This is a genomic window from Ruegeria sp. AM5, assembly GCF_056540645.1.
The window spans coordinates 89,319-113,178 of record NZ_JBQFXC010000007.1; the positions used below are offsets into that span (position 1 = coordinate 89,319).

The 23,860-nt window shown below is 51.1% G+C and carries 20 protein-coding genes and 1 pseudogene; 6 read left to right on the forward strand and 15 right to left on the reverse strand.

Annotated elements, in window-relative coordinates:
* Positions 1-198 precede the first annotated feature (198 nt).
* From sauS to ACR0AH_RS16185, 3 genes are all read right to left on the reverse strand, one after another.
* Positions 199-1,593: an acylating sulfoacetaldehyde dehydrogenase gene (gene sauS / locus ACR0AH_RS16175; protein ID WP_480592781.1), complete on the reverse strand. Its 1,395-nt coding sequence runs from the start codon at positions 1,591-1,593 to the stop codon at positions 199-201.
* Between the two features lie 120 nt (positions 1,594-1,713).
* Complete coding sequence (locus tag ACR0AH_RS16180; protein WP_170733056.1) at positions 1,714-2,652, reverse strand: UDP-3-O-(3-hydroxymyristoyl)glucosamine N-acyltransferase; 939 nt, start codon at positions 2,650-2,652, stop codon at positions 1,714-1,716.
* 3 nt (positions 2,653-2,655) lie between these two features.
* A complete protein-coding gene (locus ACR0AH_RS16185; RefSeq protein ID WP_170733055.1) occupies positions 2,656-3,300 on the reverse strand; it encodes a PIG-L deacetylase family protein in 645 nt (214 codons plus the stop codon).
* 506 nt (positions 3,301-3,806) lie between these two features.
* On the opposite strand from ACR0AH_RS16185, the gene ACR0AH_RS16190 reads away from it, so the two are divergent.
* Both ACR0AH_RS16190 and ACR0AH_RS16195 read left to right on the forward strand, forming a co-directional pair.
* Positions 3,807-4,622: a class I SAM-dependent methyltransferase gene (locus tag ACR0AH_RS16190; RefSeq protein WP_480592783.1), complete on the forward strand. Its 816-nt coding sequence runs from the start codon at positions 3,807-3,809 to the stop codon at positions 4,620-4,622.
* A 19-nt stretch (positions 4,623-4,641) separates the two neighbouring features.
* On the forward strand, positions 4,642-6,162 hold the full coding sequence (locus ACR0AH_RS16195; RefSeq protein WP_480592785.1) for a formyltransferase family protein: 1,521 nt from the start codon (positions 4,642-4,644) through the stop codon (positions 6,160-6,162).
* Between the two features lie 7 nt (positions 6,163-6,169).
* Here ACR0AH_RS16195 and ACR0AH_RS16200 read toward each other — a convergent pair whose 3' ends face one another.
* The 6 genes from ACR0AH_RS16200 to ACR0AH_RS16225 are packed head-to-tail and all read right to left on the reverse strand — an operon-like array spanning position 6,170 to position 14,037.
* The gene (locus ACR0AH_RS16200) at positions 6,170-7,177 is read right to left on the reverse strand and encodes a GNAT family N-acetyltransferase (protein WP_170733052.1); all 1,008 of its coding nucleotides are present in this window, start codon (positions 7,175-7,177) and stop codon (positions 6,170-6,172) included.
* Positions 7,174-8,202: a lysylphosphatidylglycerol synthase transmembrane domain-containing protein gene (locus ACR0AH_RS16205; RefSeq protein ID WP_480592787.1), complete on the reverse strand. Its 1,029-nt coding sequence runs from the start codon at positions 8,200-8,202 to the stop codon at positions 7,174-7,176. Before ACR0AH_RS16205 ends, ACR0AH_RS16200 begins: the two co-directional genes overlap by 4 nt.
* A complete protein-coding gene (locus ACR0AH_RS16210) occupies positions 8,189-9,034 on the reverse strand; it encodes a class I SAM-dependent methyltransferase (RefSeq protein ID WP_170733050.1) in 846 nt (281 codons plus the stop codon). The genes ACR0AH_RS16205 and ACR0AH_RS16210 overlap by 14 nt, the downstream gene beginning before the upstream one ends.
* Before the next feature lie 50 nt (positions 9,035-9,084).
* Complete coding sequence (asnB, locus tag ACR0AH_RS16215; protein WP_480592789.1) at positions 9,085-10,995, reverse strand: asparagine synthase (glutamine-hydrolyzing); 1,911 nt, start codon at positions 10,993-10,995, stop codon at positions 9,085-9,087.
* Between the two features lie 6 nt (positions 10,996-11,001).
* The gene (locus ACR0AH_RS16220) at positions 11,002-12,087 is read right to left on the reverse strand and encodes a glycosyltransferase (protein ID WP_170733048.1); all 1,086 of its coding nucleotides are present in this window, start codon (positions 12,085-12,087) and stop codon (positions 11,002-11,004) included.
* 24 nt (positions 12,088-12,111) lie between these two features.
* On the reverse strand, positions 12,112-14,037 hold the full coding sequence (locus tag ACR0AH_RS16225) for a hypothetical protein (RefSeq protein ID WP_480592791.1): 1,926 nt from the start codon (positions 14,035-14,037) through the stop codon (positions 12,112-12,114).
* Between the two features lie 629 nt (positions 14,038-14,666).
* Between ACR0AH_RS16225 and ACR0AH_RS16230 the strand changes: the two genes are divergently transcribed.
* From ACR0AH_RS16230 to ACR0AH_RS16245, 4 genes and pseudogenes are all read left to right on the forward strand, one after another.
* Positions 14,667-15,548 carry a polysaccharide deacetylase family protein gene (locus tag ACR0AH_RS16230; RefSeq protein ID WP_480592793.1) on the forward strand — a complete coding sequence of 294 codons (882 nt, stop codon included), beginning with the start codon at positions 14,667-14,669 and terminating at the stop codon, positions 15,546-15,548.
* A gap of 101 nt (positions 15,549-15,649) precedes the next feature.
* Complete coding sequence (locus ACR0AH_RS16235; protein WP_170733045.1) at positions 15,650-17,104, forward strand: hypothetical protein; 1,455 nt, start codon at positions 15,650-15,652, stop codon at positions 17,102-17,104.
* The gene (locus ACR0AH_RS16240; protein ID WP_170733044.1) at positions 17,101-18,342 is read left to right on the forward strand and encodes a DegT/DnrJ/EryC1/StrS family aminotransferase; all 1,242 of its coding nucleotides are present in this window, start codon (positions 17,101-17,103) and stop codon (positions 18,340-18,342) included. Before ACR0AH_RS16235 ends, ACR0AH_RS16240 begins: the two co-directional genes overlap by 4 nt.
* Positions 18,343-18,366: 24 nt before the next feature.
* Positions 18,367-18,500: pseudogene (locus ACR0AH_RS16245) on the forward strand (recombinase family protein); the annotation flags it as partial.
* Positions 18,501-19,173: 673 nt separating this feature from the next.
* Here ACR0AH_RS16245 and ACR0AH_RS16250 read toward each other — a convergent pair.
* The 6 genes from ACR0AH_RS16250 to ACR0AH_RS16275 all read right to left on the reverse strand — a co-directional run bounded on the left by ACR0AH_RS16250 (position 19,174) and on the right by ACR0AH_RS16275 (position 23,860).
* Positions 19,174-20,271, reverse strand: a complete 1,098-nt coding sequence (locus ACR0AH_RS16250) for a M56 family metallopeptidase (RefSeq protein ID WP_170401969.1) — start codon at positions 20,269-20,271, stop codon at positions 19,174-19,176.
* Positions 20,258-20,653, reverse strand: a complete 396-nt coding sequence (locus ACR0AH_RS16255) for a BlaI/MecI/CopY family transcriptional regulator (protein ID WP_008759241.1) — start codon at positions 20,651-20,653, stop codon at positions 20,258-20,260. Before ACR0AH_RS16255 ends, ACR0AH_RS16250 begins: the two co-directional genes overlap by 14 nt.
* Positions 20,654-20,719: 66 nt before the next feature.
* Positions 20,720-21,121: a DUF2160 domain-containing protein gene (locus ACR0AH_RS16260; protein ID WP_170401966.1), complete on the reverse strand. Its 402-nt coding sequence runs from the start codon at positions 21,119-21,121 to the stop codon at positions 20,720-20,722.
* A gap of 8 nt (positions 21,122-21,129) precedes the next feature.
* Entirely contained in the window at positions 21,130-21,927 is a 798-nt protein-coding gene (locus ACR0AH_RS16265; protein WP_058280831.1) for a carbohydrate ABC transporter permease, read from the reverse strand.
* The gene (locus ACR0AH_RS16270; RefSeq protein ID WP_170392846.1) at positions 21,924-22,787 is read right to left on the reverse strand and encodes a carbohydrate ABC transporter permease; all 864 of its coding nucleotides are present in this window, start codon (positions 22,785-22,787) and stop codon (positions 21,924-21,926) included. Before ACR0AH_RS16270 ends, ACR0AH_RS16265 begins: the two co-directional genes overlap by 4 nt.
* Positions 22,784-23,860, reverse strand: coding sequence for an ABC transporter ATP-binding protein (locus ACR0AH_RS16275; RefSeq protein WP_170733043.1), 1,077 nt, complete (start codon positions 23,858-23,860; stop codon positions 22,784-22,786). The genes ACR0AH_RS16270 and ACR0AH_RS16275 overlap by 4 nt, the downstream gene beginning before the upstream one ends.

Below are 23,860 nucleotides of genomic sequence, written 5' to 3' on the forward strand. Positions count from 1 at the left end.
AGTTATGATTTGGATCTAGAGATCACCCTAATATGGTCAGAAAAACTTCTCTTCGTCCTAATCCGAATAGACCCATTGGTGTGCACACCGCAGCCTAGCAGAATCGGTAACATCCCAGCCATGTTACTTCTCATTTCCGATGGGCGAATGCATAAGATGGAATATCTTGGGAAGAGAAAAATATAATCCCCATCCTAATCAAACGGGGTCAAACTGCGGATCATAGACGGTTCCGAACGCTTCGTCAGGGCTCGGCATTTCCTTTTCGTAAGTCTCTACTAGCACAGTTTTGTTAACAAAATGCTTGATCGAAAGATTCTCTGATATGGAATTTTTTCCCCAAGTCCCACACCCCATGGTAAGCGTGAATGGTAGTGCATTATTCATCCCGCCGCCATTACCGAATGTGTGAGCCTGGTTCACGAGAACACGCGCAACGTCGACTTTCTCAGCGAGCGCTACCGAGCGTTCTTTTCTAGTGGTATGAATGCCTACGGAATGTCCGGCACCCTCGTAGTCAAGAATATCGTTGCAAATATCGATGGCGCCGTCAAAGTCTTTCGCTTTGTACACCGAAAGTACAAGTGCAAGCTTTTCTCCGGAAAGAGGAGCTTCTTTTCCGATTTGAGACTGAGGAACCAATATGAAGCGCTTTGAATTCGGGAGCTTCATTTCAAACAGTTTCTGAAGGGTAGAGATGTCTTTCCCTACGGCTTGACGGTTTACGGCACCATTTGTAAACAACTTTTCCTCAATCCTGCCTACTTCTGTAGGAGTCGCGAGGTAACCCCCAGCAGTCTCTAACTCTGAAATCATTGTTTCGTAAACACTTTCGAGCAAAATGACCGAGTTTTCCGAACTGCAGGATGTGGCGTTGTCGAAAGTCTTTGACGCCACAATTTTCGCGGCCGCGTCTTTAATATCCGCGGTCTCATCGACAATTACAGGAACATTGCCTTTGCCGACGCCTATACAGGGTGTGCCACTGCTGTAACCTCTCCGAACGTTTGTCTGGTCACCAGTGACCAGGAGGAGGTCGACATTTCGTGCAAGATAGTCAGCCTTGTCGAATGATATAGGTGCATGTAGCACTTGGAACAATTCAGTCGGGGCGCCGATAGCTCGCAATGCGTCATCGAAATATGATTTCAGTTTTTGAGCAGTGCGCAAACCGGCAGGGGAAGGGCTGATTATGATTGAGTTTCCACCCTTGACCGCCATGAGTGCCTGATTTGCCGGAGTTGCTGCAGGGTTAGTCGAGGGCGTTAGGCTACCGATGACGCCAACAGGCTTTACCCATTCCGTTATGCCGCGCTCTGGATCTTCAAAGATCTTTCCAACTGTTGGAGTCGCGAGTAAGTCGCAAAGTGTTCCAAATGTTTTCCGACGGTTCTTTAGTATTTTATCCTCAATGTTTCCAAGGCCAGTATCGGCAACTGCCATTTCCGCCAGGGTGCGCGCATGGTCCTGTCGATAGATTGCCCAAGCTAGTGCTCGCACAACGTTGTCGATCTGGTTCTGACTATATTTTGCAATTTCCTGCTGCGCGTCATGAGCTGCGGCCAGCTGTTTATCTATCTCTGAAAATGCCAAACGATTTGTCCTGAGTTTGTCGGGTTACTTCTTATTGAGGGGAGTTCAACATTGACACTATATCGTCAAATTTACGAGGCTGTTAGAGCTATCCTAATCTTAAGCACCGCTATCCATAAATTATTTCGAGTCACGAAGGCCTGCGTATATTTCGAGATTTCTTTGATGAGAGATTGCAAAGTTCCCCGATACCACTGTGTTATCAGGGAGATGCGAAATGACGATGCTGCCGATCTTGATATTGCAATTGCGTCCAATCCGCCGATTGTTCGATATCGTCGATCCAGCCCAGATTTCAGTTCCGCTACCGATCTTCGTGCCACCGGCGACCTGGCACCTAGTTCCTATCAAGCAGTCTTCGTCAATTTCGACATTATGTGCGATCTGAGTAAGGTTTCCGATGCGAACCCCATTGCCAATCATTGTGGGCGACAGGCCTCCACTATCAACACAGGTGTTTGACCCAATAGAGACATCGTTCCCGATTACGACACCACCGAGGTGTGGAAACGGCTTAAGGGCACCATTTGGCTGACGTACATGTCCGAAGCCAGGCGCCCCGATGACGCAACCAGAACAAATCTCAACGTTGTCGCCTATGCTTACGCCTGGGTAGACAGTCACATTCGGATGAATAATCACATCTGCACCAATTGCTGCTTCTTTTGAGACAGATGCAGAATGAGCAATCCAGGTATTCTCGGACGTTTGAGCAAACATAGTTTCGTCGTGGAGGCCCTTTGAGAAAGCTATTTCATCGCTGTAGAGCCCAACCAGGATCATTCTAAAGGTGTCACGTGGATTATCCACCAAAATTAGTGTTTTATCGCTCTGAGCTGCTATGTCTTTTGCTTTAGCGTCGGGTAAAATCAAAATACTTGCCGGAACAGAGATTACGTCGGCGGATACCTCGCGCGACCATGTAAGATTTATTGATTCACTTTTTCCAATCGGAGCAGGGCCTATAAAGTCGCGATGGTCTCCAACGATCCTATGGGCTACCCGCATTTTTGTAAGAAACGAGCAAAGAGCTTCGGAGTTTATTGATTGGAACAGCACGGATCAAACCTTTAGAGTAATTAATTCAAACGCTTCTGAGTATTTGACACCCTGCTGGATGCCACGAACTGCAGCAAGCCCCCGAATAAATTCAGATTCAAAATAGTTGCGGTTCTTCAGAATCTGAGACTCATACGACTGTAGTGCTCTTTGCTTCGCCGCTAGATGCTCTTCAGTAACCCGGACAAAAACCCGGCTCTCAAAGCGGAAGTTGTTCCAAGGTAGCTCGTAGCCCAGCATAGTGGTCGTTTTGAATGCGCGCAGTGACTCATTGTGAACAACTTGATGATCCTGATGAACGTCACCACCGGAAGGCGTAAAAATTATGTTTGGTTTGATTTTGCTTCTTAGTTGCACCAGATCTTCGAGAACATCTTGGCGCGAATAATTCAAGCGCCTTACTTGATAATCAAATACGTGCAGCCGCTCTTTGGGAATATCATAAGTTTCCATAGCAGCAAAAAACTCACGTTTTAGGTGGTCCTTGTCGAGGCCACTAGGCAGGGATTGCGCGGCCGTGGAAAACACTGCGACATCAACGGTTTCGCACTCCTCCATGCATCGAGCAAGCGTTGCTCCACACCCAAGCTCTACGTCGTCAGTATGTGGGGCGAGAAACAATACTCTCGCACCGCTGAAAAGACTCATGTTGCCCTCCGGTACAACGCTCTGGTTTCGATCAAAAAAGTGTTATCGGCGTTCTGGCTAGAAATCATAGGGCATTAAATATGTCTAGCAGAAAACCTCTGACTTTGTTGGAGAGATGCCAGCAACCATTTCCGATCAATAAGGTTGGGTCGTTGAGAGTCGCGCGCAAACAGTTCATCAAGGGCTACGAACCTGAATTTGCGCGAACAGTTGACAGCGCTCTTCAGGTTGCCTTCGGCAATTGGTGAGTCAGTTGAATGTTGTGGTAAGGCTTGTTTCGAATGCCGCTTAGCCTTGCGCTGGAAAAGCCCATTGGCCTGCCAACCAAAGGTCGCTTAGGCAAGAAATCAGAACGGCAACAATTCGTGACAGGTCCACAATTGCCAGATAGATGACAAGTAACGAGCCAAATCATTGCGATGGTTTTACTAGGTTGCATGCCACGCTGAGATTAACGTAAATGCGATTGCATCTGAATTTCTAGGCAGGAAACCATCTAATCTGGTTTGGACGAAGATGCGATTTTTAAGGGCTTGTCAATGAAAAGAACTATCGCTGTCGGTCACCGTCTCCCTTTCGTCAAGATTCCCCTCTTCGGTGATCGCGACCGCTTCGGTTTGATTTCGGACCGTAAAGATCCAATGTGGGACGAATGGGAGAAAGCGTGCGCGGATTTTTATCGGGCCAACCAGCGATCAGGGCTCGGAAAGTCTATCAACGACGCGGGTTACCGTGTTCTAAGTACATTTGATTTCACCGGAAAAACTGTGATCGAGATCGGGCCCGGTTATGCGCCACATTTGCCGTTCTTTAAGACGAAACCTTCGCATTACATTCTGATTGATATACGCGAAGAGTTTCTACTGAACGCCGCTGAACAATTGAGCAAGATGGGAATTTCCTACGAAACTCATCTGATCGATCCACAAAATCCGCATAAGCTACCTCTAGAGGCTGGTGTGGCAGATGTTCTGCTGACATTCTATTCTCTCGAGCACCTCTATCCATTGCAGAGTTTCGTTGAGGAATACCGACGTGTTTTGCGGCCCGACGGCCATGTTGTTGGTGCGATTCCAGCTGAAGGCGGGCTTGCCTGGGGCCTTGGAAGATACTTTACTTCGCGTCGTTGGTTGAAACGCAATACTATGATCGATCCCGACAAGCTGATCTGCTGGGAACACCCAAACTTCGCTGACCATATTCTCGATGTTCTTGGCGGGTCGTTCCACTTCAAAAAATTGACATATTGGCCGCTTGGTATTCCATTGATCGATACAAATTTGATAGTTTCCTTCGTCGCAAAAACTCGACATGACGAATGATTGCAAGGCAGCATCCGCTATGAGTAGGTCGGTTCTCGTCATCACGGGGAACGGATCGCCGGCCCGAGCAGCTGCAAATATCTATGCAAAAGCTTTCTCTGAGGCAGGCTACACTATTCATTTCATTGAGAATACGATAGGTCCAAGGCGCATCGCGAGTTTCTTCTGGAAACGGTTCAGACGTTATGGATTACGCGATGTATCAAGCATGTTCTGGCTACGTCTAACTGGTCCGGGGCCTGCGTCGGTCGAAAAAACCTATACACTGCATAAGACCGTTAGTGACCTGGATCACATCGACACCGATTATCTGGAGAGTATCGCTCCGTCTGTGGTCATTACCAATGCCTGCGCCCTTCTGAGTGGTGCTTTGATTGATCGTCTTCATTCGTTTGGATGTGAGATTATCAATGTACACAATGGCATAAATCCCCGTTACCGAGGAACCGGAAACATCTGGGCTGCATACGAGCGCAACTTCAAGATGACCGGCGTGACGCTTCATCATATAGATGCGGGTATAGATACAGGCGAGACCATTGCTACCCGCTATATTGATTTCATCGCACAGGAGACGTGTTTCAGGCAGATTGATGTTGTCGCCTTTGAGGAAGGCGCAAGAATGGCTGTCGAGTATGTTTTGGAGGGATCCGTAACCGGAACGAAAGGAGTTGCTGCACGCAGCCGCGCTTACACCTTTCCACGGCAGGGCCAGTATATCGCTGCGAAGGCACGATATAGTGCGGCACTGAGCGCCGATGCAGTTTGTCAGACATCTGAAATCTGGCAGAAATCGTTTAAGGATTTGGCATCCGAAGAAGACAAGGATGTTTATCAGCGTCAGCACTGGGGGGACTCTGGTACTATCGCTTCGCGGGATCAGCTTGTACGACAGATCGTTGATGAATGCGGACCAGGCCCCAAAATCCTGGACATCGGTTGTGGTGACGGGCGGTATCGTAGCTTTTGGACCGGTAGCGATTATTGGGGCTGCGATTTTTCATTGGAAACAATGAGCTTAGGTGGCAAGCTGGTGCCTTCATCTACCCACTTACAGTGCCCAGTCCGACCAGGTGCAGAAGTCCTTAGCGATGGTGACGGAAATCATTTTGTAGAGGCGGCCGTCGATGCGATGCCTATCGGGGACGCTCAGATGTCTACTGTACTTTGCGTGGGTTTGTTCCAACATCTTGATAACACGGGCGAGGCGGCGGATGAAATTTTGAGGGTGCTGGCGCCGGGTGGCCAGTTAATTGTCAACACATTGAGACAACCATCGTGGTTTGAGCTCTTTCCGCTGCGACTGCTTGGCTTGATGAAGAGGGATCTTGGTGCCCTTGTGTCGGCGATTAGCCGACAAGACTACTTTTGCAATATCGAAATTGCTGGCACAAAACTCGCACGCCGCTATTCAGTCGCCGAGTTGTCTTTGCTTTTCGCTCCGCAAGCTGTGGTGAAAGCCGTCCATTATGGTGGACTCGGGAGAACTCGCTTTTTGTCGCGTGAAATCACGATTGTATTTGAGAAAAAGCACCGCTAGGCGTATTTTATGTTAAATGAGGCACTAGGACAGGCGGTGCGGCTTTCAAAAGCCATATTGGGCTATGCGCAATTACTTGGCGGGCCAGAGAAAAGCTAGAATTCAAGTCTATCGGCTTAGGCGTATGTTGCCAATAATAGGCATAGGCGGGGCTTTCGATACAGCCCCAACGTTGTTTGAAAAACAGAAGTGGTGCATCACTAGGTGCTGAGGAACCAAAGCCGAATGTTTGCGCTTCAGCTTCAATGGCCAGAGAAATCGCATGATCCAGTATGAGTGATGCTAAATCACGCTGGTCAAAGTCTGCCCGCATTGCTCCCCAGCAATAATCCCATCGCTGGCTGTCATGTAGCAAGAACACCCCGCCGACCACTCGCGAATTTTCTCGCGCCAATAACAGTGTACTATGACTCTCAATCTCAAGAAGACGCTGATACAGCGAAAGAGGCTGGCAAATCATCCGGTGCTTATTCCGGTATAACTGTAACATCAGATCGTACCATTCGTTCAGATCATTCGGATCTCGACTGGTACCGATCTCTAACTCGGCTAGTTCTCTCCGAGCTTTGTTCACCTTCGTACGATGACGTTTTTTGTAGCTTTGCCGCTGTTTTTCAATCGTGGAAGACAGCGGCACTTCGCTGACAATTGAAAAGATGGTTTCCGCTAGCTCATGCTGATTGACTACATCTCCATCCAACCGATCTAGCGTCTTGTATTCAGCATAACAGCGCGGGCCTTTGGTTTTGGCCAAAGAAATCAAGTGTTTCACTGCGGCCTGTTGTGAACCTTCCCCTGTGAGCGGTGGATAGAAATTGAAAGGTGCACTTGTAATTTTATGACCGGAAAAAAACGAATGGCTTGCAAAGGCCGGAACCCCGGTAATACCGGTTTCGCTCATTACCGATTGATGGAGCGGTTTGATTTTATAAACGTGCTCCAGCACCGACACAAATTCGCGGGCATTCATATAGGAGCCGGCTTGTGCTTCTGTGAAGAATTCAACCAGACTCATTGGGTGTCTTCCGTTTTATGCCGTTTGCCGTGAATCTGCCAAATTCTCTGATAGAGATCCCGGAAGTTGAACCCATCAAATACCAGAATGTACAGAAGCAATAAGATATTTGGCACTAGCACGATCAATCTCAGCATCAAGCCGTGCACCAAACCCTCGACGACGGGGATTCCGTATGTGCTCAAGGCGAGAGCAATAGCAAACTCATAAGTTCCAATTCCACCAGGAGTCACCGTTACAAATAGACCCAGCGCTCCGGCTATGAAAACCAACAGTACCGCCAATGCGCCGATCTGAGCAGTTGTTCCTTCAGTGTTCAAATGCACGAGGTAAACATAGAAAATAAGGTAGGAATTGGCCCAGACGATGACAGATAAAACGCCCGCCTTCGTAAGAACAGGGGTAGAGTTGGTCAAAGCGTACAGGAACTGAATGGTCATCCGTTTCAATCCGTCAAAGGGCAAATTTTGAACGGCGCGAACCAATGCGTTTGGCGCAAATATCAGTAGTGAAAACACAAGCACAAGGGTCACGGCCAGCGCGGAAAGCAAGGTGGTGCTCCCGATCAGTGCCTCGTCTCGGGCGGCTCCTTGAGCAAAGATCAGTATAGCCAGCATTCCAAGAAGGACAAAAACGTCGAGAGCGCGCTCATAAAATAGGATAGAGAATCCCTTGGATAGCTCAAGAGAGGCACGCTCAAGCAGATACACGGGCTTGACGAGGTCTGATAATCTGCTTGGAAAGACAATTAAAAGTGAGGCAACAAGCGCTATGGATTTGCTCCCGGTGGCAAGGCTTACGCGCCCTTCGCTAAGCACTTGCATTCGCCACGCAGCGCTTATCAGCGACACCCCGCTGACGAGGACCGACAAGATAAAACCTCTGATCGGAACAATGGTGTAGTCTTCCTGCCAGAGTGTCCGAGTTGCCCAGATGATCAACAAACCAAGCAGCAATAATGCGATGCTAATGCGAAGGACTGGCCGGTTTTTGGGTGCTTTCGTTACGAATCTATTGTGAGGCATCGCGCTTTGTCAGACGAGCGTAAATCATGAAGCCTGCGTGCTTATCGAGAAACTTGTGTAAGCCAAGAGGTATCGGGAAAGGTAGCGCCCGAGCCGGAAAGAAGTGATAGAAGATCTGGTCAATTTCAAAATATGGAGACAGCAAATCGACAAATTGCTGTTTCGAATAGGATTTTCCTATGGGGTTCTCGGCGCCGTCATAAAGCCGGACAATTTCGTCAACATCAGAGTTGTTCATTATGTCTTCGCGCCCACGTCCTTTGAGACCACCGCCCAGCTTACTGACGATCCATCCGCCATATCGCAAAATCGGCCACATCCGGATAAACAGATTTCGGTAGTAGACCGAGATCATCGCGGTGCCGCCAGGTTCAAGGACACGAGCGATCTCTCGCACGCAAGATTCTGTATCGGGCGTGTGATGGATTACTCCCTGACAATTCACATGGGTAAAACTCGCGTCGGGGTATGTAAGCTTTTCCGCGTTTTGCTGGCTCGCCTCGACTGTCAAACCATAAATTTCAGCGCGTTTTTTTACCAATTGTACCGCCTGTTCGGTCAAATCCGCCGAACTGACGTGTTTGGCACCCCTATTTTGCAGTTCTACAGACCACATGCCGGGACCACAGCCTAGGTCCAGAACGTGCTCATTCGTCTGCGGGCTTGGGAATAAATGATCGGGCAAAGCACCGGCAAAGCAATCATCAATCACGACCTGACGATGGTGATCAAAAAAAGCCTTCGTCGCAGGCTCATGTTCGGATTCACCGGTGAACAAGGGATTTGCTTCCCAAAAATCGCGGACGTCATCGATGGTTTTATTCTGACTCATTTCCATGATGCCTCCAATTGAACCATTGAATATTGGTTTTGGTTCCGGACTTACTTGATATCAAGGCGCATATGCCACGTCTCTTCCACCTGGCGCAACCATGCTTCAAGGCTAAGTAGCATCCAAATTCGGTGGCTGGGCAACTCGTCCAGCGGGCGAAATTTCCGCTTCAGACTTCTTTGGTAATCATGAACCACAGCCTCAAGGTACTCTGGCCTGAATAGCCGTTGCAGAGGGCTGTCTTTTGCAGTTAGGCGCTTGGTCATCCAAGATTGCATCGGCCCTCGCAGCCAATTGCGCAATGGTGTTGGGAATCCACGCTTGGGCAATTGGTATAGCTCACTGGGTAAAAGGTCGCGGGCACCACCTTTGATGATTGCCTTCAATTCTCCGCCTGTCAATTTGACGTCGGATGGAATCGAAAGCGAAAGAGCAATCATCTTATTGTCGAGCATTGGAGTTCGAGACTCGAGCGCATGCGCCATCGAAATCTTATCTTCCACCACCAATAAACCCGGCAGGTATATCTTGAAATAGGTGTAAATTAGCTGTTCGTACAAACTGTGTGCTTTGGCGTTGACCTCCTTCAACTTGGACGCCGGGTCATGGGGCTCCAAGGCGTTCCAGGCATTGGGCTGCAAAACGCGAGCCTGATGTTTGCGTGAAAACAAAACCGGAAGCAAATAGCGCCCTTCTCCTCCGCGCAGCATCGAAAGCGTAAAGTAGCCAATGTGTGGGAGCTCGGACATACGGATCGAGCGCAGCGCAAACCAAGTCTTCCTTAAGCTGCGGCGGAAACCGGATAGCACCGCGGCAAACTTGAAGACAGGGTAGCCGGAAAAGAGTTCGTCACCTCCATGTCCGGTAAGGATCACCTTGCATTTTTGCGCAGCAGCTTGTGCAACCAAATACTGCGGAAGTGCACCCATACCCATTTGGGGAGCGTCAAGTGCATAAGCCAGATTATCCATCTCTGCCATCGCACAATCTGGAGTGATATCCACACCTTGATGCGGGGCGTTAATACTGTCAGCAACAAGCGCGGCCCCTGACATCTCATCGTACCATCCACCTTCGGGGAAACGCCCGGTAAAAGTCAGTGGTGGGGTCGGCAATAGCGCGGCTGCGGAACTGGCTACTGCCGAACTGTCAAACCCTGCACTGAGATAACTGGCAACCCCCACGTCGCTCATCAGGTGTCGCTGTACACTTCCCTTTAAGGTATTTTGAAAGCCCATGGAAGCTTGCACGAAGTCAATTTCGTTGTTTGGAGTAACGCAGAGCTCCCAATAGTGTGTCTGCGTTACGTGATCTTCAGAGACTTCGAGAAAACAGCCAGGCTCAAGAAGCTTGACATCCTGAAAAAGCGTCGTTGAACCGAACTGGTTCTGGTAGGTCAGGTATTGAGAAAGTCCTGTTGGATCAATTGGCCATTCTCGGGCATCGATAGCGCCAAAGAGGGCCTTGATTTCAGATGCGAACAGAAACTCGCCCAACCGGGTGCTGTAATAGTATACCGGTTTGATACCCATCCGGTCACGAGCAAGGATGAGACGTTTTCGGGCAGGCTCCCAGATGGCGATCGCGAACATTCCGTTTAACTTAGAGAAGGCATCCGTTCCATACTGTTTGAATAGGGGCAGAATAACTTCGCTATCGCAATCGGAGTGAAACACATGACCAAGCGCTTGCAATTCGCGACGTAATTCAGGGTAGTTGTAAATCTCTCCATTGACGACACTGCTCAAGGTGCCGTCGGTGCTGTGCATTGGTTGGCTTCCCGCATCGGTCAGATCGACAATCGCAAGGCGCGTATGTCCGAGAGTAATATCGTTATCCGACCACGTTGCCTGTCCATCGGGTCCACGATGCCGCAGGCGTGCCATCATTCCATCAACCCGAGTTTCACGGTTCTCGGGTGTCCCACGAGCAAAATCTAGAATACCACAAATCCCGCACATATCCTGTTACTTATCTTCCAGGTCTTTGAGACGAGCGCTGATCCGGGATAGCAGGACATAGTTCTCTTCAAAATTCTTCCGATTTTGTTGAGAAATGAAATAAAACACCATGAAGATAAAAAGTATCACCGATGAAATGAATACTAAGAACAAGGTAAGGTACCCGTTGATCAACGTTTCGCGGAGCGATTCGTAGAAGGAAAATGCCTCAACTCCCATTCCGCCCCAGATGTAGATAGTTAGAAAGTTCTTGAGAAGGATCACCAAGCCAACAAAGATGACGCTTGAAAGGAGCACCGTGGGTACAAACAAAATCAGTCCCGGTCGCAGCAGCCAGTTATAGACCAAGTGTGACGCCATCGTGCTGGACATCGAAACAAAAGGTAACGATGCAATAAAGCCTTTTTTAGCGGCTTTTCCACGATCCCGATCGCGCCATTTCAGCAAGGCGGGAACCTCGACAATCTTCAGGTTGCCTAATCGCGCTTTTTGTAGGATCTCTAGGTGTAAGTCTTTGCCATCATTAATTAACTCCATAGCATTGATGGCCTCGCGCGTATAGCCGCGTACGACGCAGGTCACGGTTGCAAATTGCCCATTGAGGCTGGCCGACAGAATTTTGTTTCCCCATTTTGACATCAATGCGCGCGAAGTTGGCACATTCTCGACACCACCACCGGGCGCATACGCCGAGGCCAAAGAGATATCTGCAGTGCCATTCTGCAATGGCTCAAGTAGTGCAGGAATGTGTGACGGGGCGTAAGAAAGGTCGGCATCAAGACAGATCACAACCTTCCCTAAAGATTCATCAAAACCGGTCCGAATAGCTTTTCCGCGCCCCATGTTGCGTTTGTGATGTGTGACCCGAACTCGAGCGTGCTCTTGTGCATAGCTATCAACAAGATCACCCATGCCATCAGTTGACCCGTCGTCGACGACCAGAATCTCGTAGTCGAGATCTGGCATATTCTTCTTAAGCCAGTCCCGAAGTTCTGTTAGATTTCGAAGGATGATCTCGCTCTCGTTAAATGCGGGGACAAGAAGTGACAACTCAGGAGTAGCAAAGTCCTGCGGCATATCTGCGTATGTCATATGGGGTCTTTCAGCAAGTCGGAATTAGGATGCATTTAGGCTGGCCACGTCGAGAACGAAAAAGGTATCATTCTCGAATACTGGTGTATAGCGCGGACCATCCACGGCGTGTTCTTTTAGGTATACAAAATAATCGATTTCATAGTCACGGACCATGTTGGTCATCCAGTCTAGGTCCTGCGCGTAGTATATCCTGCGTGCAATACTACAGACATTTCGAAAGTTCCGTCGGATACTTGATGGATCCTCCTGCAACATTTTGCGACTATCGATACCGATCCTTTTAGCACGCGCCAACCCTTCGTCGAAATTGTTCAAATTCCCTGAGTAGAGCCATCCATTCTTGAGGAATTCTTGAATGCTACCCCAAGAGCTGCGCTGCGAGAAATCACGCCAACCATATGAAATACAGGGATCGGTCATGAATAGATCGGTTGGGTCAGAGTTGCTCTGCGCCCATAGTTGTACTTCTTTGTATTCCGATGCCGTGGTGCGACGGTTTTCTGTTAGCGTGTAGCGTTCAGTGATCCATAGATAAGACAGAATCATGCTGATTAGCAGAATGCTGAGCGCGGTCAGCCGCGCCAGCCAATTCGGCAAATGCCACAGCTTAATTGAGGTAGCTGATTGAATGAGGATTAATGCAACCCCAACTAAGGATAAAGCAAAGAGCCATGGCGTACCGAAATATCTAGCAAACGACAATTGATATCCCGCATGAAAGTGAAGGGCCAGCAGTAAGGCTGGGGGTAAGGCAAACAGGACAACCGCCGTTTCGTAGGACCACAACTTAGGTCGGTGCACAATGGCACCGATGACCGGACTGGCATAGAGAAGCGCAAGCACGATTGAATATGGATATTTCTGAAACAGCGCTGTCGCGAGAAAAGCAATGCCAATCAAAACATACCCATAATTGCCGCCCAGCAAATCGCGAAACAGACGATGAACTATGATCGGTAGTAAAAGCAGCGCACCAAATGCACTTAGTCGCTGAGGTGATATCTTTAGTAGTTTTACACTCCACTTATGTTCGGCTGCCAGCAAGCCAAACAAACTAACGATACAAATTACGGAAATCATCACCAGGATCTGCTTGCGGCGCAGATCACCCAGTTCGGGCGTGCGCCTCAATGCCTCGACACCTACCAAAACAAGCCCCATGAAGGGCAGAAGCACCCTGTCCGGGTTTGGTAGAATCATGCCCAAATCGGACAGATACCAATGAAAGTTGAAGAGGCGACTAAACTCGATATACTCAAATTCAGGTATTTCTGGCCCCGTCAGTGATTGTGACGCGATGAATTCAAAAAACCAGATCGCAGAAAATGTGACGGATACAACAGCCGCGATCCACGGTGTCGGCCGTTTCAACTCGGACTTGTCAATCAGGAAAGCAAAAAACAGAACCGGAAGGGTCAGCGCTGTCATGGACGGATGGATGGTAAAGCCGGCCATCAGAAGGACCGCCATCAACACATATCTATGGGTCAAAAGCGCGCAAAGCGCCGCTAGTCGCAGCATGTCGGCAAAAACGTAGAATTGCCCGACCAAGAATGGTGTGCCAAATCTTGCAAGATCAATCTGGCGGGCGCTACTTGCTAAAAAAAGGATGGCAAGCAGAACAAAACTGTACGGAAGCGTTTGCGGTAAAAGTGTTCTCAGGATCAAAACAGCGCCAGCGATCAATAGCACGACTTCGCAAGCGATCATCATGTACATAGCGACGATAGGCTGAATGCCTAGATAGCTAGCGACAAAGGGATAAATCCAAACAAGCAGTGAATTGCCGATAAAGGCGGCACCACCAGGGTAGTCCTTAGAGAAGTTCTCAGGGTAAAGTACCGAATTCGCGAAATCCACGGCCGAGAACCCACCCCAAGCTACAACGAGGTCTAGTTCAAGGAAATAGGTGTGCCCAAGGTAAGCGAATACCGCCAGAGCGGTCATACACAGCCATATAACCGCGAACTCATGACGTTGCATTAGGATTTGCCAAATTTCATAGAGACCCGCAAAGGGTTGCCAGCGCAGGTTTTTTCATGGAGGTCTTTCACGGTGTCGGAACTGCGATCAGCAAGGGTGTGCTTCCGTTCTATATCTGCTAACTGGGTGCTGTTCTAGTCCTTTTTGTGAGACCCCTCATGTCTAATAATGTGGTTGTCCAGTTCGTCTTGCAAAGTGCTGAGCGCTATTGTGCCGAGGCGACGAAGGATGCCCTGATTGACCTTCCAATACCGACTACTTCAAAGCCATTCGATTGGCCGCTTGTCCGCATTTGCCTGCCGGACTGGGCCGCGGATATTGGTGTCGGCCAGCCCTCGCACCTGATGGCGCCAGCCTTTTGTGTAACAGGTGAAGGTGCGGACTGGGAGTGCTGCGATTGGTGGCGTGCTTGTTTTTCATTTCTGACTTGCGAAGCTGAACGCCATTACGAACAGAGAATGGGCCCCTGTCATTCCTATGCCTATCGGCTACCTAAGACACTTACATCACTCTGGGACCATGCTTGGGTAAACCGTATTCTACTTTTTCTGCGGCGCTGGGCTGCCTGGAAGGCAGGGCGAAACGAAGCTGATATGTTTGGTGCGTTACGTGGGGCGGAAATTTTGCTCACGCATGATGTTGATGCATTACAAAAAACCTTGCCAATAAGGATCAAAGCGCTGGCCTTTGACGGGTTCAACGCCCTTAAGCTTGCACGGCAAGGTGCGCTTCGTGACGCTGTAAAGCGATTGGTCAAAGGGACTGGTTTTTTCTTGCGTCCGGCCGATTATAATTACTTGGCGCATATTGCTGCCCTTGAGCAAAGTTTCGGACAGGTCAGCACATTCAACTTCCACGGTGGAAAATCGCGACGGATACGCGGGCCAAAACGCTATCTGATGGATCCCGGCTATGATGTGACATCTCCGTCAATTGCACATGAGTTGCGCAAATTGGCCGCGAACGGCTTTACGATCGGAGTCCATCCATCCTTCGACGTGTTTGCCGATGCAGGACAATTGCGCGCCGAAATGGATCGCATACGCTCAGCAACAGGTTTGTCGGTCGTAGAAATCCGCCAGCATTGGCTGCGCTTCAGTTGGGCAGACACCTGGCGGGCGCAAGAAAAGGCGGGGCTATTGCGTGATACCACATTAGGTTTCAATGATCGCCCAGGATTTCGCAATGGTGCAGCAATGTGCATACCGGCGTGGATAGCACCAGAAAAGCGCGCCTCAGAGCACTTGCGTAGTATACCCATGATCCTTATGGATTCACATTTGTTCGATTATCATGTTTCAGACGAGCAAACGCGACGTGCCACAATCGATCGGTGGTTGGACGAGGTGAAAGCCGTGCACGGGATCGCCACGGTGGTCTGGCATCAGAGAGTGTTTCACCCTAAGGACTACGGCTGGGGGGACGACTACACCTATCTCCTGTCTCGCCTGCCTGGCTCCAAGGAAGATCTTTAATGATAGACAAGGTCCATTGCCCATATCTTCAACAGGTGCACAGGGCGTTGCCACGACTTCTGGCACTCTTTGACACAGATCCGCTTTCGCCAACGCTTGGTATGGGTGATCGAACTTATTGGGCTTGGAAACTCAAGGACTTTCCCAATGCCACACAACAAGGTGCGGTTAACGGGCTCGCGCGGCTTGTCTGCGCGGATCTCCTGCCGGATGGGATTAGCGCGAGATCGGTGATCGAACGGATCATACAGATCATCCACGGAGCGAATGAAGCTACCGATCGTAACGGATCACTATCTGAAGCGCTTCCAAATGAAGGGTCATTTTGCGTCACCGCTCTTGTTGCTGCGGACGTCCTGACTGCGCTGGATCTGCTCGGCGACCGACTGACTGCACAAGAGCAGCAAGCGGTCGAAGCCGTCGTCGCGCCGTGGATTGCATTTCTGCATCGCCAAGACGAGTTTCACGGGATCATATCAAACCATCTCGCCGTTGCGGTCCTTGCGCTGGTAATGTGGGAAGACCGCACAGGCGAAGACCAAAGCGTACGTGCGAAGGAGTTTATGAACCGAATTCTGCAGCATCGTTCGACCGAAGGCTGGTTCCGTGAGTATAATGGGGCTGATCCGGGCTATCAAAGTTGGCTTATGAGTGCGCTTGCCGAGGTGCATAAGCGGCGCCCTGATTGGGCACTTGGTGATGCGTTGGAACAAGGATGTACTTTTTTGATGCATTTTGCACATCCCGACGGGTCATACGGCGGAGTTTATGGCAGTCGTATGACCCGGTTCTGCTTTCCTGCCGGATTTGAGGCGCTTGCCCACGAAATGCCGTCAGCACACAGCATGGCGATTTTTGTTCGCAACTCGATCTCTCGTCATGCACTGGTTACGCTGGATACTATGGATGCCCATAATTTGGTTCCGCTATTCAATGATTACGTCTGGGCAGCTGTTGAGCGGCGCGCCAACAGCTGCCGCCCAACCCCCTTGGGCCTTCCCGCCACGCAAGCCGGCCTTCGGGTTCATTTTGAAGATGCTGGATTGTTGATCGACGTAGGGGAGACACACTACACCGTCATCGCCACAAAGAAAGGTGGCGCCTTGCTTCATTTCCAAAACGGCATAGCTGTCCGCGAAGACGAGGGCACAGTTTGTACCAAACGTGGGTCTGCGCCTTTGACTTCGCAATACCTGGATCAGAATTCCGAACTTCAAGTTCTGGATGCTACGGTGCAGATTTCATCAGATCTACGGCCAGCACGTGCACAGTTACCAACTCCTTTCCGCTTTATCATTCTTCGAATACTGTCACTTACCTTTTTCCGCACTGTCGCATTGGGAAATACGATCAAAAAAGCGCTCGCTGCCTTCCTTGTCACCAAAGTGCCTAAGGCGAAGGGTAGAGTTACACGGTTGATAACCCTTGGTCACGATCTGAACCTGCAAGATACGGTTCAAGCACCTGCCGGTTACAAGCAAACCAAAGCCTCTAAATTCAGGGCGATACACATGGCCAGCCAAGGATATTGGCAAAGATCGGACGATACCCGATGATTCCGCGTTTCAAGGCGGATTTTGGTGCCGCGGAGCTTCGTGCTGCATTCAGCCCATTACTTGGGCGTGAAAAGGAAATCGCAAAGTTCGAATTAGATTTTGCTGGGCTCTTTGACCAGCGGTATGCCATTGCAATGCCTTATGGGCGCACTGGCCTGATCATGCTGCTGAAAGCGTTTGGTTTTGAAGGAGACGAAGTGCTGTGCCCATCTTACACCTGCCTTGTCGTTCCCGAAGCGATCGAAAAAAGTGGCAACCAAACTGTATTCGTCGATTGCTCGGCTGCCGACTACAACGTGGATTTTGATCTGCTGGAAGAAGCAGTCGGCCCACGTACAAGCGCCTTTGTCGCAACCTCGATTTTTGGACATCCCATAAATGCTAAGAAACTAGCGTCATTTCGTGCGCGTCATCCGCAGATCAAAGTAATCCAGGACTGCGCCCACAGCTTTGCAGCCGAGTGGGACGGGGAATCGGTGGTGGCAATGGGTGATGCGGCCTTCTTCGGACTCAACATATCCAAGACGATGTCCTCGATCTTTGGTGGCATGGTTACAACAAACGACGTGGCGCTTGCCGAACGCCTGCGAGTGCTTTGTGCCGAGCAGATACGCGCCCCGGGAGTAAAGAAAAACCTTGCACGCAGAGCTTATGTGCTGGCGGCTTGGACCGCATTCACCCGTCCGGTATATGGTGCAGTAAACTGGCTTGAGCGTATTGGCGCCTTAAGTAAGTTCACAACCTACTATTCTGAAGAAACCGTTATGATGCCTTCAGACTATCTCGACGGGATGACAGCTATAGAAGCGCGGGTCGGGCAACTGCAATGCGGCAAGTACAAAGACATTGTCGCGCATCGGCGTGCGGTCGCGAAGATATATTTTGACGCATTGTCTTCGACTGAAGCAGAGGATTTTATCCTGCCACCCAACCTTGCTGGCGCCAGTTACTCGCATTTTGCCGTTCGGACCAAATTCGCACCCGCCCTCATTGAGGACTTGCGTAAGAATGGTGTCCAATTGGGGCATCTCATCGAATATCATTGCCCTGATCACCAAGCATTTAATGCAAGGCGCTGCATCGGCCCACGTCATGCTGCAGAATGGCCAGGAACCATGATTAATTTGCCATTGCAGCGTGATCTCAAGCCAGCTGAGGCGTTAGAAATCGCAGAATTGATCACGGGTAGTTTGCTGAGATTACGTGCAGAAGCCCCGAGAACCTGCGTGTTAAAGTAAGTTCGATCCAGAAGTTCTTGAAGATTCAATAAAGCAACCAGCATGGGACGATTGACGCTGAGCGTCTTGCTCGCTTTGCGCAGTTTGTACGAGAGGTGACCGCAGAGCGCATTCGAGACAAGATTGCTGCTTCCAAACGAAATGAGTTGTGGATGGGTTGAGATGCAGCCTGCGGATACCTCGCAGATGGAAGATCGCTGCTAAAGATGGATGAAAAAGAGGCAGAAAGGCACTTCTGATGATGGCATTTCATCCGTGATTTGTGCAGTCAGGGCTGATAGAAGGCGAACTTCAATGGAACAGCGCTGAGAAGTTCGCGGGTTTCTGAGTAGAAGCTGCTTCGCATCCCAAGGGTTCAGCCCCGACAGGCAAATCAAATCATCGAATGTTTCCGGCGCAACTGCGGGCGCGGTTGTCCACGATCAATTGGGACAACAAAGGTTTACAACACACTCACTATGCTGAATGACCGAGTACGCTGGCAGATCGTCTTCGGGGCGTTTCAATGGCTCGCATAGCGGATAAGAAGGCGTTGTAAGGGCTCTCTGCCAAACTTGGAACGTTCACAGCACCGAAGTATAACCAGACCTTGATTTAGAAATGGCGATGCTGCGTTGTAGCAGGTTGGAATGGCATAAATTGCTATCGAATCGTTCTCGGTCGATCAATATCGAGCAACGCGGACGCCAGCGTTAAAGCCGCTGACAGCGATACCTCAAAACCAGACTTATTGAAAATCAGCAGCACTTTAGCGCAGAATCTGTGACTAACTTGCTAGCAGTAACCGCAAGTGTAACCCCCCAGCCCTCATTGGACATACACTACGGCCAGTTAATTCCCCTGATTACGAGCTTCCAGCCGTTCAAGGTTTACAACCGTCGAAAGCATAAGACGATCATGGCTCCAATCCTGAGTTTGACGAACCGAGGCCGAACCAATTGCAAGCACAACAACAAGGGAAAGCGCCGACCCAACGAAAATAGCCGACAATTGGGTCGTCGTCACTGGTGCATCGGTCAGGGCGATCACACGCTGTCGCAGAACATGCTTTGCTTTCGGCCCGTTAACCAAGGCCACATGAAGAATGCGAGGGCTTTTTAGCTTAACCGATCGTGTGCAGTAGTCCAGTAAACAGGCGGTATAGTCGGTCGCGTCAATCCCTTTACGCGAGACGACAGACTGATCGCAGGCCAATTCGCGAAGCCGGTCAAACTGATGCTTCATAGCCAGATAGGCCGGGTTCCAGAACAGCAACGGGCGTAAAAGCTCGAAACCCAGTTCCCATTCCACGTCCAATGCGCGGATGTGCTGAAACTCGTGCGCCAGAGCAAAGCGCAGATCGCGTGGCGAGTTCAGTAGATGGCTGGGCAAAACAACGTGGCGGCGACGAAGGCCGCGTACTGCAAAGGGTACGGTCACGCGATCCGAAAGACGAATGTCCACTTTGGCCGATTGTCGCCATAGAAAGCTGGAGCTTACAGCGTTGCGAATTGCAAGCGCGTTGAGGGCAACCCGAATTGCCAGAACAGCCGCCACCAAAACCAGTGTAATCAACGCACAAGTCACAAAAACAGAGCCGCCTGACATGACATGATCAACCCAGCGTTCGCGCGTGTTCAGAAGGGTTTCGAACTGCGCAGCCGGCATTGCGATTTCGCCGCGCAAATAGGCTGCCACTGCGATATCCCCCAGCGCAACAACCCGTCCGGGCCATACCTGAGCAACAAAACCCGAAACACCCATCGCCAGAACCGGGCTGAGCATAACGCCGATGCAGAGTATCTTGAGCGAACGAAGCTGAGCAACAAAGCCGTACCGCATGGGCGTCAGCGCAAGGCCTCCGCGCACGGCCAGCCAGATCAGCGCCGACAATCCAAGCACTATGTTGAACTCGAGAAACGCATCGAGAACCGGTTTAACCGCTGTCATTTTGCAGTCTCCTCTCTACCAGTGCTCGAATCTCCTCTAGATCATCTTCTGTCAGCCCCTCATCATCGACCAGCCTTGCCACCAGAGTTGCGGGCGTGTCGTCAAACAGGGTCCGGGACAAATTCTGCAACGACCGCGACTGATACCTGTCCTTCTCCAGAAGGGGTCTGTAGATCAGCGACTTGCCGTTCTTCTCGCTTTCGACAAAGCCCTTTTCATCAAGAATACGCAAAATTGTGGCTCCGGAAGTGTAGGCCAGATTGCGATCAGGTGGCAGGCGATCAAGGACTTCACGGACCGAGCCCTGACCAAGCGCCCAGAGTTCGTTCATGAACTCAAGTTCCACGTCGGTCAGAAGATTTGTTGTCTTTTTCTTTCGCATCGATCTCGGTGTCGCCATTATTTAGTATGCCTGACAGACAAGCATCCTTTCGCTGTTTCTCAAAGCTTAAACTTTCCAGAAGACGAAGACGCCCCAACCGATGGACAGGAAAAGAGGCGTCCATACAGGTTGGCCTACCAGCCCAAGCCAGGCCAGGAAGATATAGGTCGAGCCGAGCAGTGTTATGAACAACCGATCGCCCAACGTGGTTGTCAGACCAAGTACACCGCGACGTTCAAGGCCGTCGCGGAACTTGAACCCTTCCAAAAGTCCAATTAATGCGATGGCCGCAAAGATACCCACGAATACCGCCAACGTCGCCGGGGTCCAGGCCATCCAGAAATCAGGCCAAAGAGGGGCGGTCCACGAGAATCCCTTTTCCTCTTGCTGGCCAACATTGCCCCATCCGGCTTGCTGGGCGAATGCCATCGAAGGCAGGAAGGGGAGGGTGAGAAGAAGTCTACGCATATCGAACCTCACACACGGCCCATCGCGAAACCGCGCGCGATGTAGTTGCGGACAAACCAGATGACAATGGCACCAGGGATAATGGTCAGTGTTCCGGCTGCTGCCAGCAGACCCAACTCATACCCCGCGCTGGAGGCGGTGCGGGTCATCACGGCGGCGATGGGCTTGGCCTCGACCGCGGTGAGGGTCTTGGCCAGCAGCATCTCGACCCATGAAAACATGAAGCAGAAGAAGGCCGCGACGCCGACACCCGCTTTGATGTTGGGCAGGAAGATCGTCACGAAGAAGCGTGGGAAAGAATAGCCGTCGACATAGGCTGTCTCATCCAATTCTTTCGGGATGCCGCGCATGAAGCCTTCGAGAATCCAGACCGCCAGCGGCACGTTGAACAGCGTGTGCGCGAGCGCCACGGCCAGATAAGTGTCGAACAGGTGGATTGACGAATAGAGCTGGAAGAAGGGCAGCGCGAACACCGCCGCTGGCGCCATCCGGTTGGTCAGCAGCCAGAAGAATAACTGCTTGTCGCCCAGAAACCGATAGCGCGAGAACGCATAGGCCGCTGGCAGCGCTACACAGACCGACAGCACCGTGTTGATCGTCACGTAGATTATCGAGTTGATATAGCCCCAATACCACGTCGGATCGGTGAAGATGGTAATGTAGTTCTCCAGCGTGAAGGTCTGGGGGAACAGGGAAAAGCCCGACAGGATCTCGTTCGTGGTCTTGAAGGACATCGCCACCAGCCAATAGATTGGCAGCATCAGGAACGCGATATAGAGGATCGGGATAAGGGACCGCTTCTTCATTGCGCGTCATCCTTTGTCATCAGAGTGTAGAAGACCCAGCTGACCAGCAGCGTGATGGCGAAGTAGATCAGGCTCATCGCGGCCGCAGGGCCAAGGTCGAACTGTCCCAGCGCGATCTTCACAAGGTCGATCGACAGTAAAGTGGTTGAGTTGCCGGGGCCACCGCCGGTCAGAACGAAAGGCTCGGTATAGATGTTGAAACTGTCCATAAACCGCAGCAGAACGGCGATGGTCAGGACGGTTTTCATCTTGGGCAGCTGAATATAACGGAATACTGACCAGGGGCTCGCGCCGTCGATCTTAGCAGCCTGATAATAGGCATCCGGGATCGACACGAGGCCGGCATAGCACAGCAGCACGACCAATGAGGTCCAGTGCCAGACATCCATCACGATGACCGTGATCCAGGCCGACAAAGGTTGCTGCGTCATGTCATAGTTGATGCCCAGGACGTCATTCAGGAAGTACCCCAGCAAGCCGATCTTGGGCAGAGTGAAGATATTCCACATCGAGCCGACCACATTCCACGGGATCAGCATCGGCAGGGCCATCAGGACCAGACAGACCGGCACCCAGAACCCTTTGCGTGGCATGGAAAGCGCCACGATGATACCAAGCGGCACCTCGATCAGCAGGATCAGAAAGGTGAACAGGAACTGCCGTCCCAGAGCCGCCTGAAACCGGTCGGAACGCAGGATCTGTTCGAACCAGCCCAGTCCTTCCCAGAAGAACTGGTTGTTACCGAAGGTCTCCTGCACCGAATAGTTGACCACCGTCATCATCGGCACCAGCGCATTAAACGCGACCAGCGCCAGCACCGGCAGGACAAAGAACCATGCTTTTTGGTTTTCCGTTCTCATTGCGTCCGCTCCTCGGTTGCGATCCAGCCGTCACGGTAGACGCGAGATTGTTCGGGTTTGAATTGCAGGTACACATGTTGGCCAGGGTTGGGCGCATTGTGTTCTGCTACGGCTTTCACCGGCGTATCACCGACCATGGCACTGACCACATAGTGTCGCCCGATATCTGCGACCTTGGTAACATGGGCAGGGATGCCGGTTTCGCCAAAGCTTATATATTCAGGCCGGATACCCAGATCGGTGCGGCCTCCGTCACCGTGGGTCTGGCCTTCCAGCATCACTTCATGGCCTTCGAATAGGGCCCGATCGCCCTTCGCTTCGCATGGCAGCACATTCATGCCGGGTGAGCCGATGAAATGGCCGACAAATGTGTGCTGAGGGCGCTCGAACAGTTCCACAGGGGTGCCGATCTGCACGACTTCGCCCTCCTGCATCACGACAACTTCGTCCGCGAAGGTCAGCGCCTCGGTCTGGTCGTGCGTGACGTAGATCATCGTGGCTTTGACGCGCTGGTGCAGCTCTTTCAGCTTGGACCGCAGTTTCCATTTCAGATGTGGGTCGATAACAGTCAGCGGCTCATCGAACATCACCGCGTTCACGTCGTCGCGCACCAACCCACGACCCATCGAGATTTTCTGTTTGTTGTCCGGGCTCAGACCTGAGGCCCGGGTATTCAACATATCCGTAACGTCCAGCATTTCTGCAATCTCATCGACGCGACGTTTGATCGTTGCCGGGTCAACCCCCCGGTTCTTCAACGGGAAGGCCAGATTTTCGCCCACAGTCATCGTGTCGTAGATCACCGGGAACTGGAACACCTGCGCAATGTTGCGTTGATCTGGGGGCAAGGCAGTAACGTTCTGACCATCGAACAGAATCTGTCCCTCGGAAGGCGTCAGCAACCCCGAGATGATGTTCAGCAGCGTTGACTTGCCGCATCCTGATGGTCCCAGCAGCGCATAGGCCCCGCCGTCGCGCCAGGTGACGTCGATTTCCTTCAGGGCGTAATCCTGTGGCCCCTTGGGATTGGGGAAATAGCTGTGTCGCAGGTTTGCAAGCTTGATCTGTGCCAT

What these genes read in the sequence shown, in the direction of transcription:
- ACR0AH_RS16185 (WP_170733055.1), bottom strand. Translation starts at nt 3,300, where the DNA reads ATGAGTCTTTTCAGCGGTGCGAGAGTATTGTTTCTCGCCCCACATACT.
- ACR0AH_RS16195 (WP_480592785.1), top strand. Translation starts at nt 4,642, where the DNA reads ATGAGTAGGTCGGTTCTCGTCATCACGGGGAACGGATCGCCGGCCCGA.
- ACR0AH_RS16200 (WP_170733052.1), bottom strand. Translation starts at nt 7,177, where the DNA reads ATGAGTCTGGTTGAATTCTTCACAGAAGCACAAGCCGGCTCCTATATG.
- ACR0AH_RS16205 (WP_480592787.1), bottom strand. Translation starts at nt 8,202, where the DNA reads ATGCCTCACAATAGATTCGTAACGAAAGCACCCAAAAACCGGCCAGTC.
- ACR0AH_RS16210 (WP_170733050.1), bottom strand. Translation starts at nt 9,034, where the DNA reads ATGAGTCAGAATAAAACCATCGATGACGTCCGCGATTTTTGGGAAGCA.
- asnB (WP_480592789.1), bottom strand. Translation starts at nt 10,995, where the DNA reads ATGTGCGGGATTTGTGGTATTCTAGATTTTGCTCGTGGGACACCCGAG.
- ACR0AH_RS16220 (WP_170733048.1), bottom strand. Translation starts at nt 12,087, where the DNA reads ATGACATACGCAGATATGCCGCAGGACTTTGCTACTCCTGAGTTGTCA.
- ACR0AH_RS16225 (WP_480592791.1), bottom strand. Translation starts at nt 14,037, where the DNA reads ATGACCGCTCTGGCGGTATTCGCTTACCTTGGGCACACCTATTTCCTT.
- ACR0AH_RS16230 (WP_480592793.1), top strand. Translation starts at nt 14,667, where the DNA reads ATGTTTGGTGCGTTACGTGGGGCGGAAATTTTGCTCACGCATGATGTT.
- ACR0AH_RS16235 (WP_170733045.1), top strand. Translation starts at nt 15,650, where the DNA reads ATGGGTGATCGAACTTATTGGGCTTGGAAACTCAAGGACTTTCCCAAT.
- ACR0AH_RS16240 (WP_170733044.1), top strand. Translation starts at nt 17,101, where the DNA reads ATGATTCCGCGTTTCAAGGCGGATTTTGGTGCCGCGGAGCTTCGTGCT.
- ACR0AH_RS16250 (WP_170401969.1), bottom strand. Translation starts at nt 20,271, where the DNA reads ATGACAGCGGTTAAACCGGTTCTCGATGCGTTTCTCGAGTTCAACATA.
- ACR0AH_RS16255 (WP_008759241.1), bottom strand. Translation starts at nt 20,653, where the DNA reads ATGCGAAAGAAAAAGACAACAAATCTTCTGACCGACGTGGAACTTGAG.
- ACR0AH_RS16260 (WP_170401966.1), bottom strand. Translation starts at nt 21,121, where the DNA reads ATGCGTAGACTTCTTCTCACCCTCCCCTTCCTGCCTTCGATGGCATTC.
- ACR0AH_RS16265 (WP_058280831.1), bottom strand. Translation starts at nt 21,927, where the DNA reads ATGAAGAAGCGGTCCCTTATCCCGATCCTCTATATCGCGTTCCTGATG.
- ACR0AH_RS16270 (WP_170392846.1), bottom strand. Translation starts at nt 22,787, where the DNA reads ATGAGAACGGAAAACCAAAAAGCATGGTTCTTTGTCCTGCCGGTGCTG.
- ACR0AH_RS16275 (WP_170733043.1), bottom strand. Translation starts at nt 23,860, where the DNA reads ATGGCACAGATCAAGCTTGCAAACCTGCGACACAGCTATTTCCCCAAT.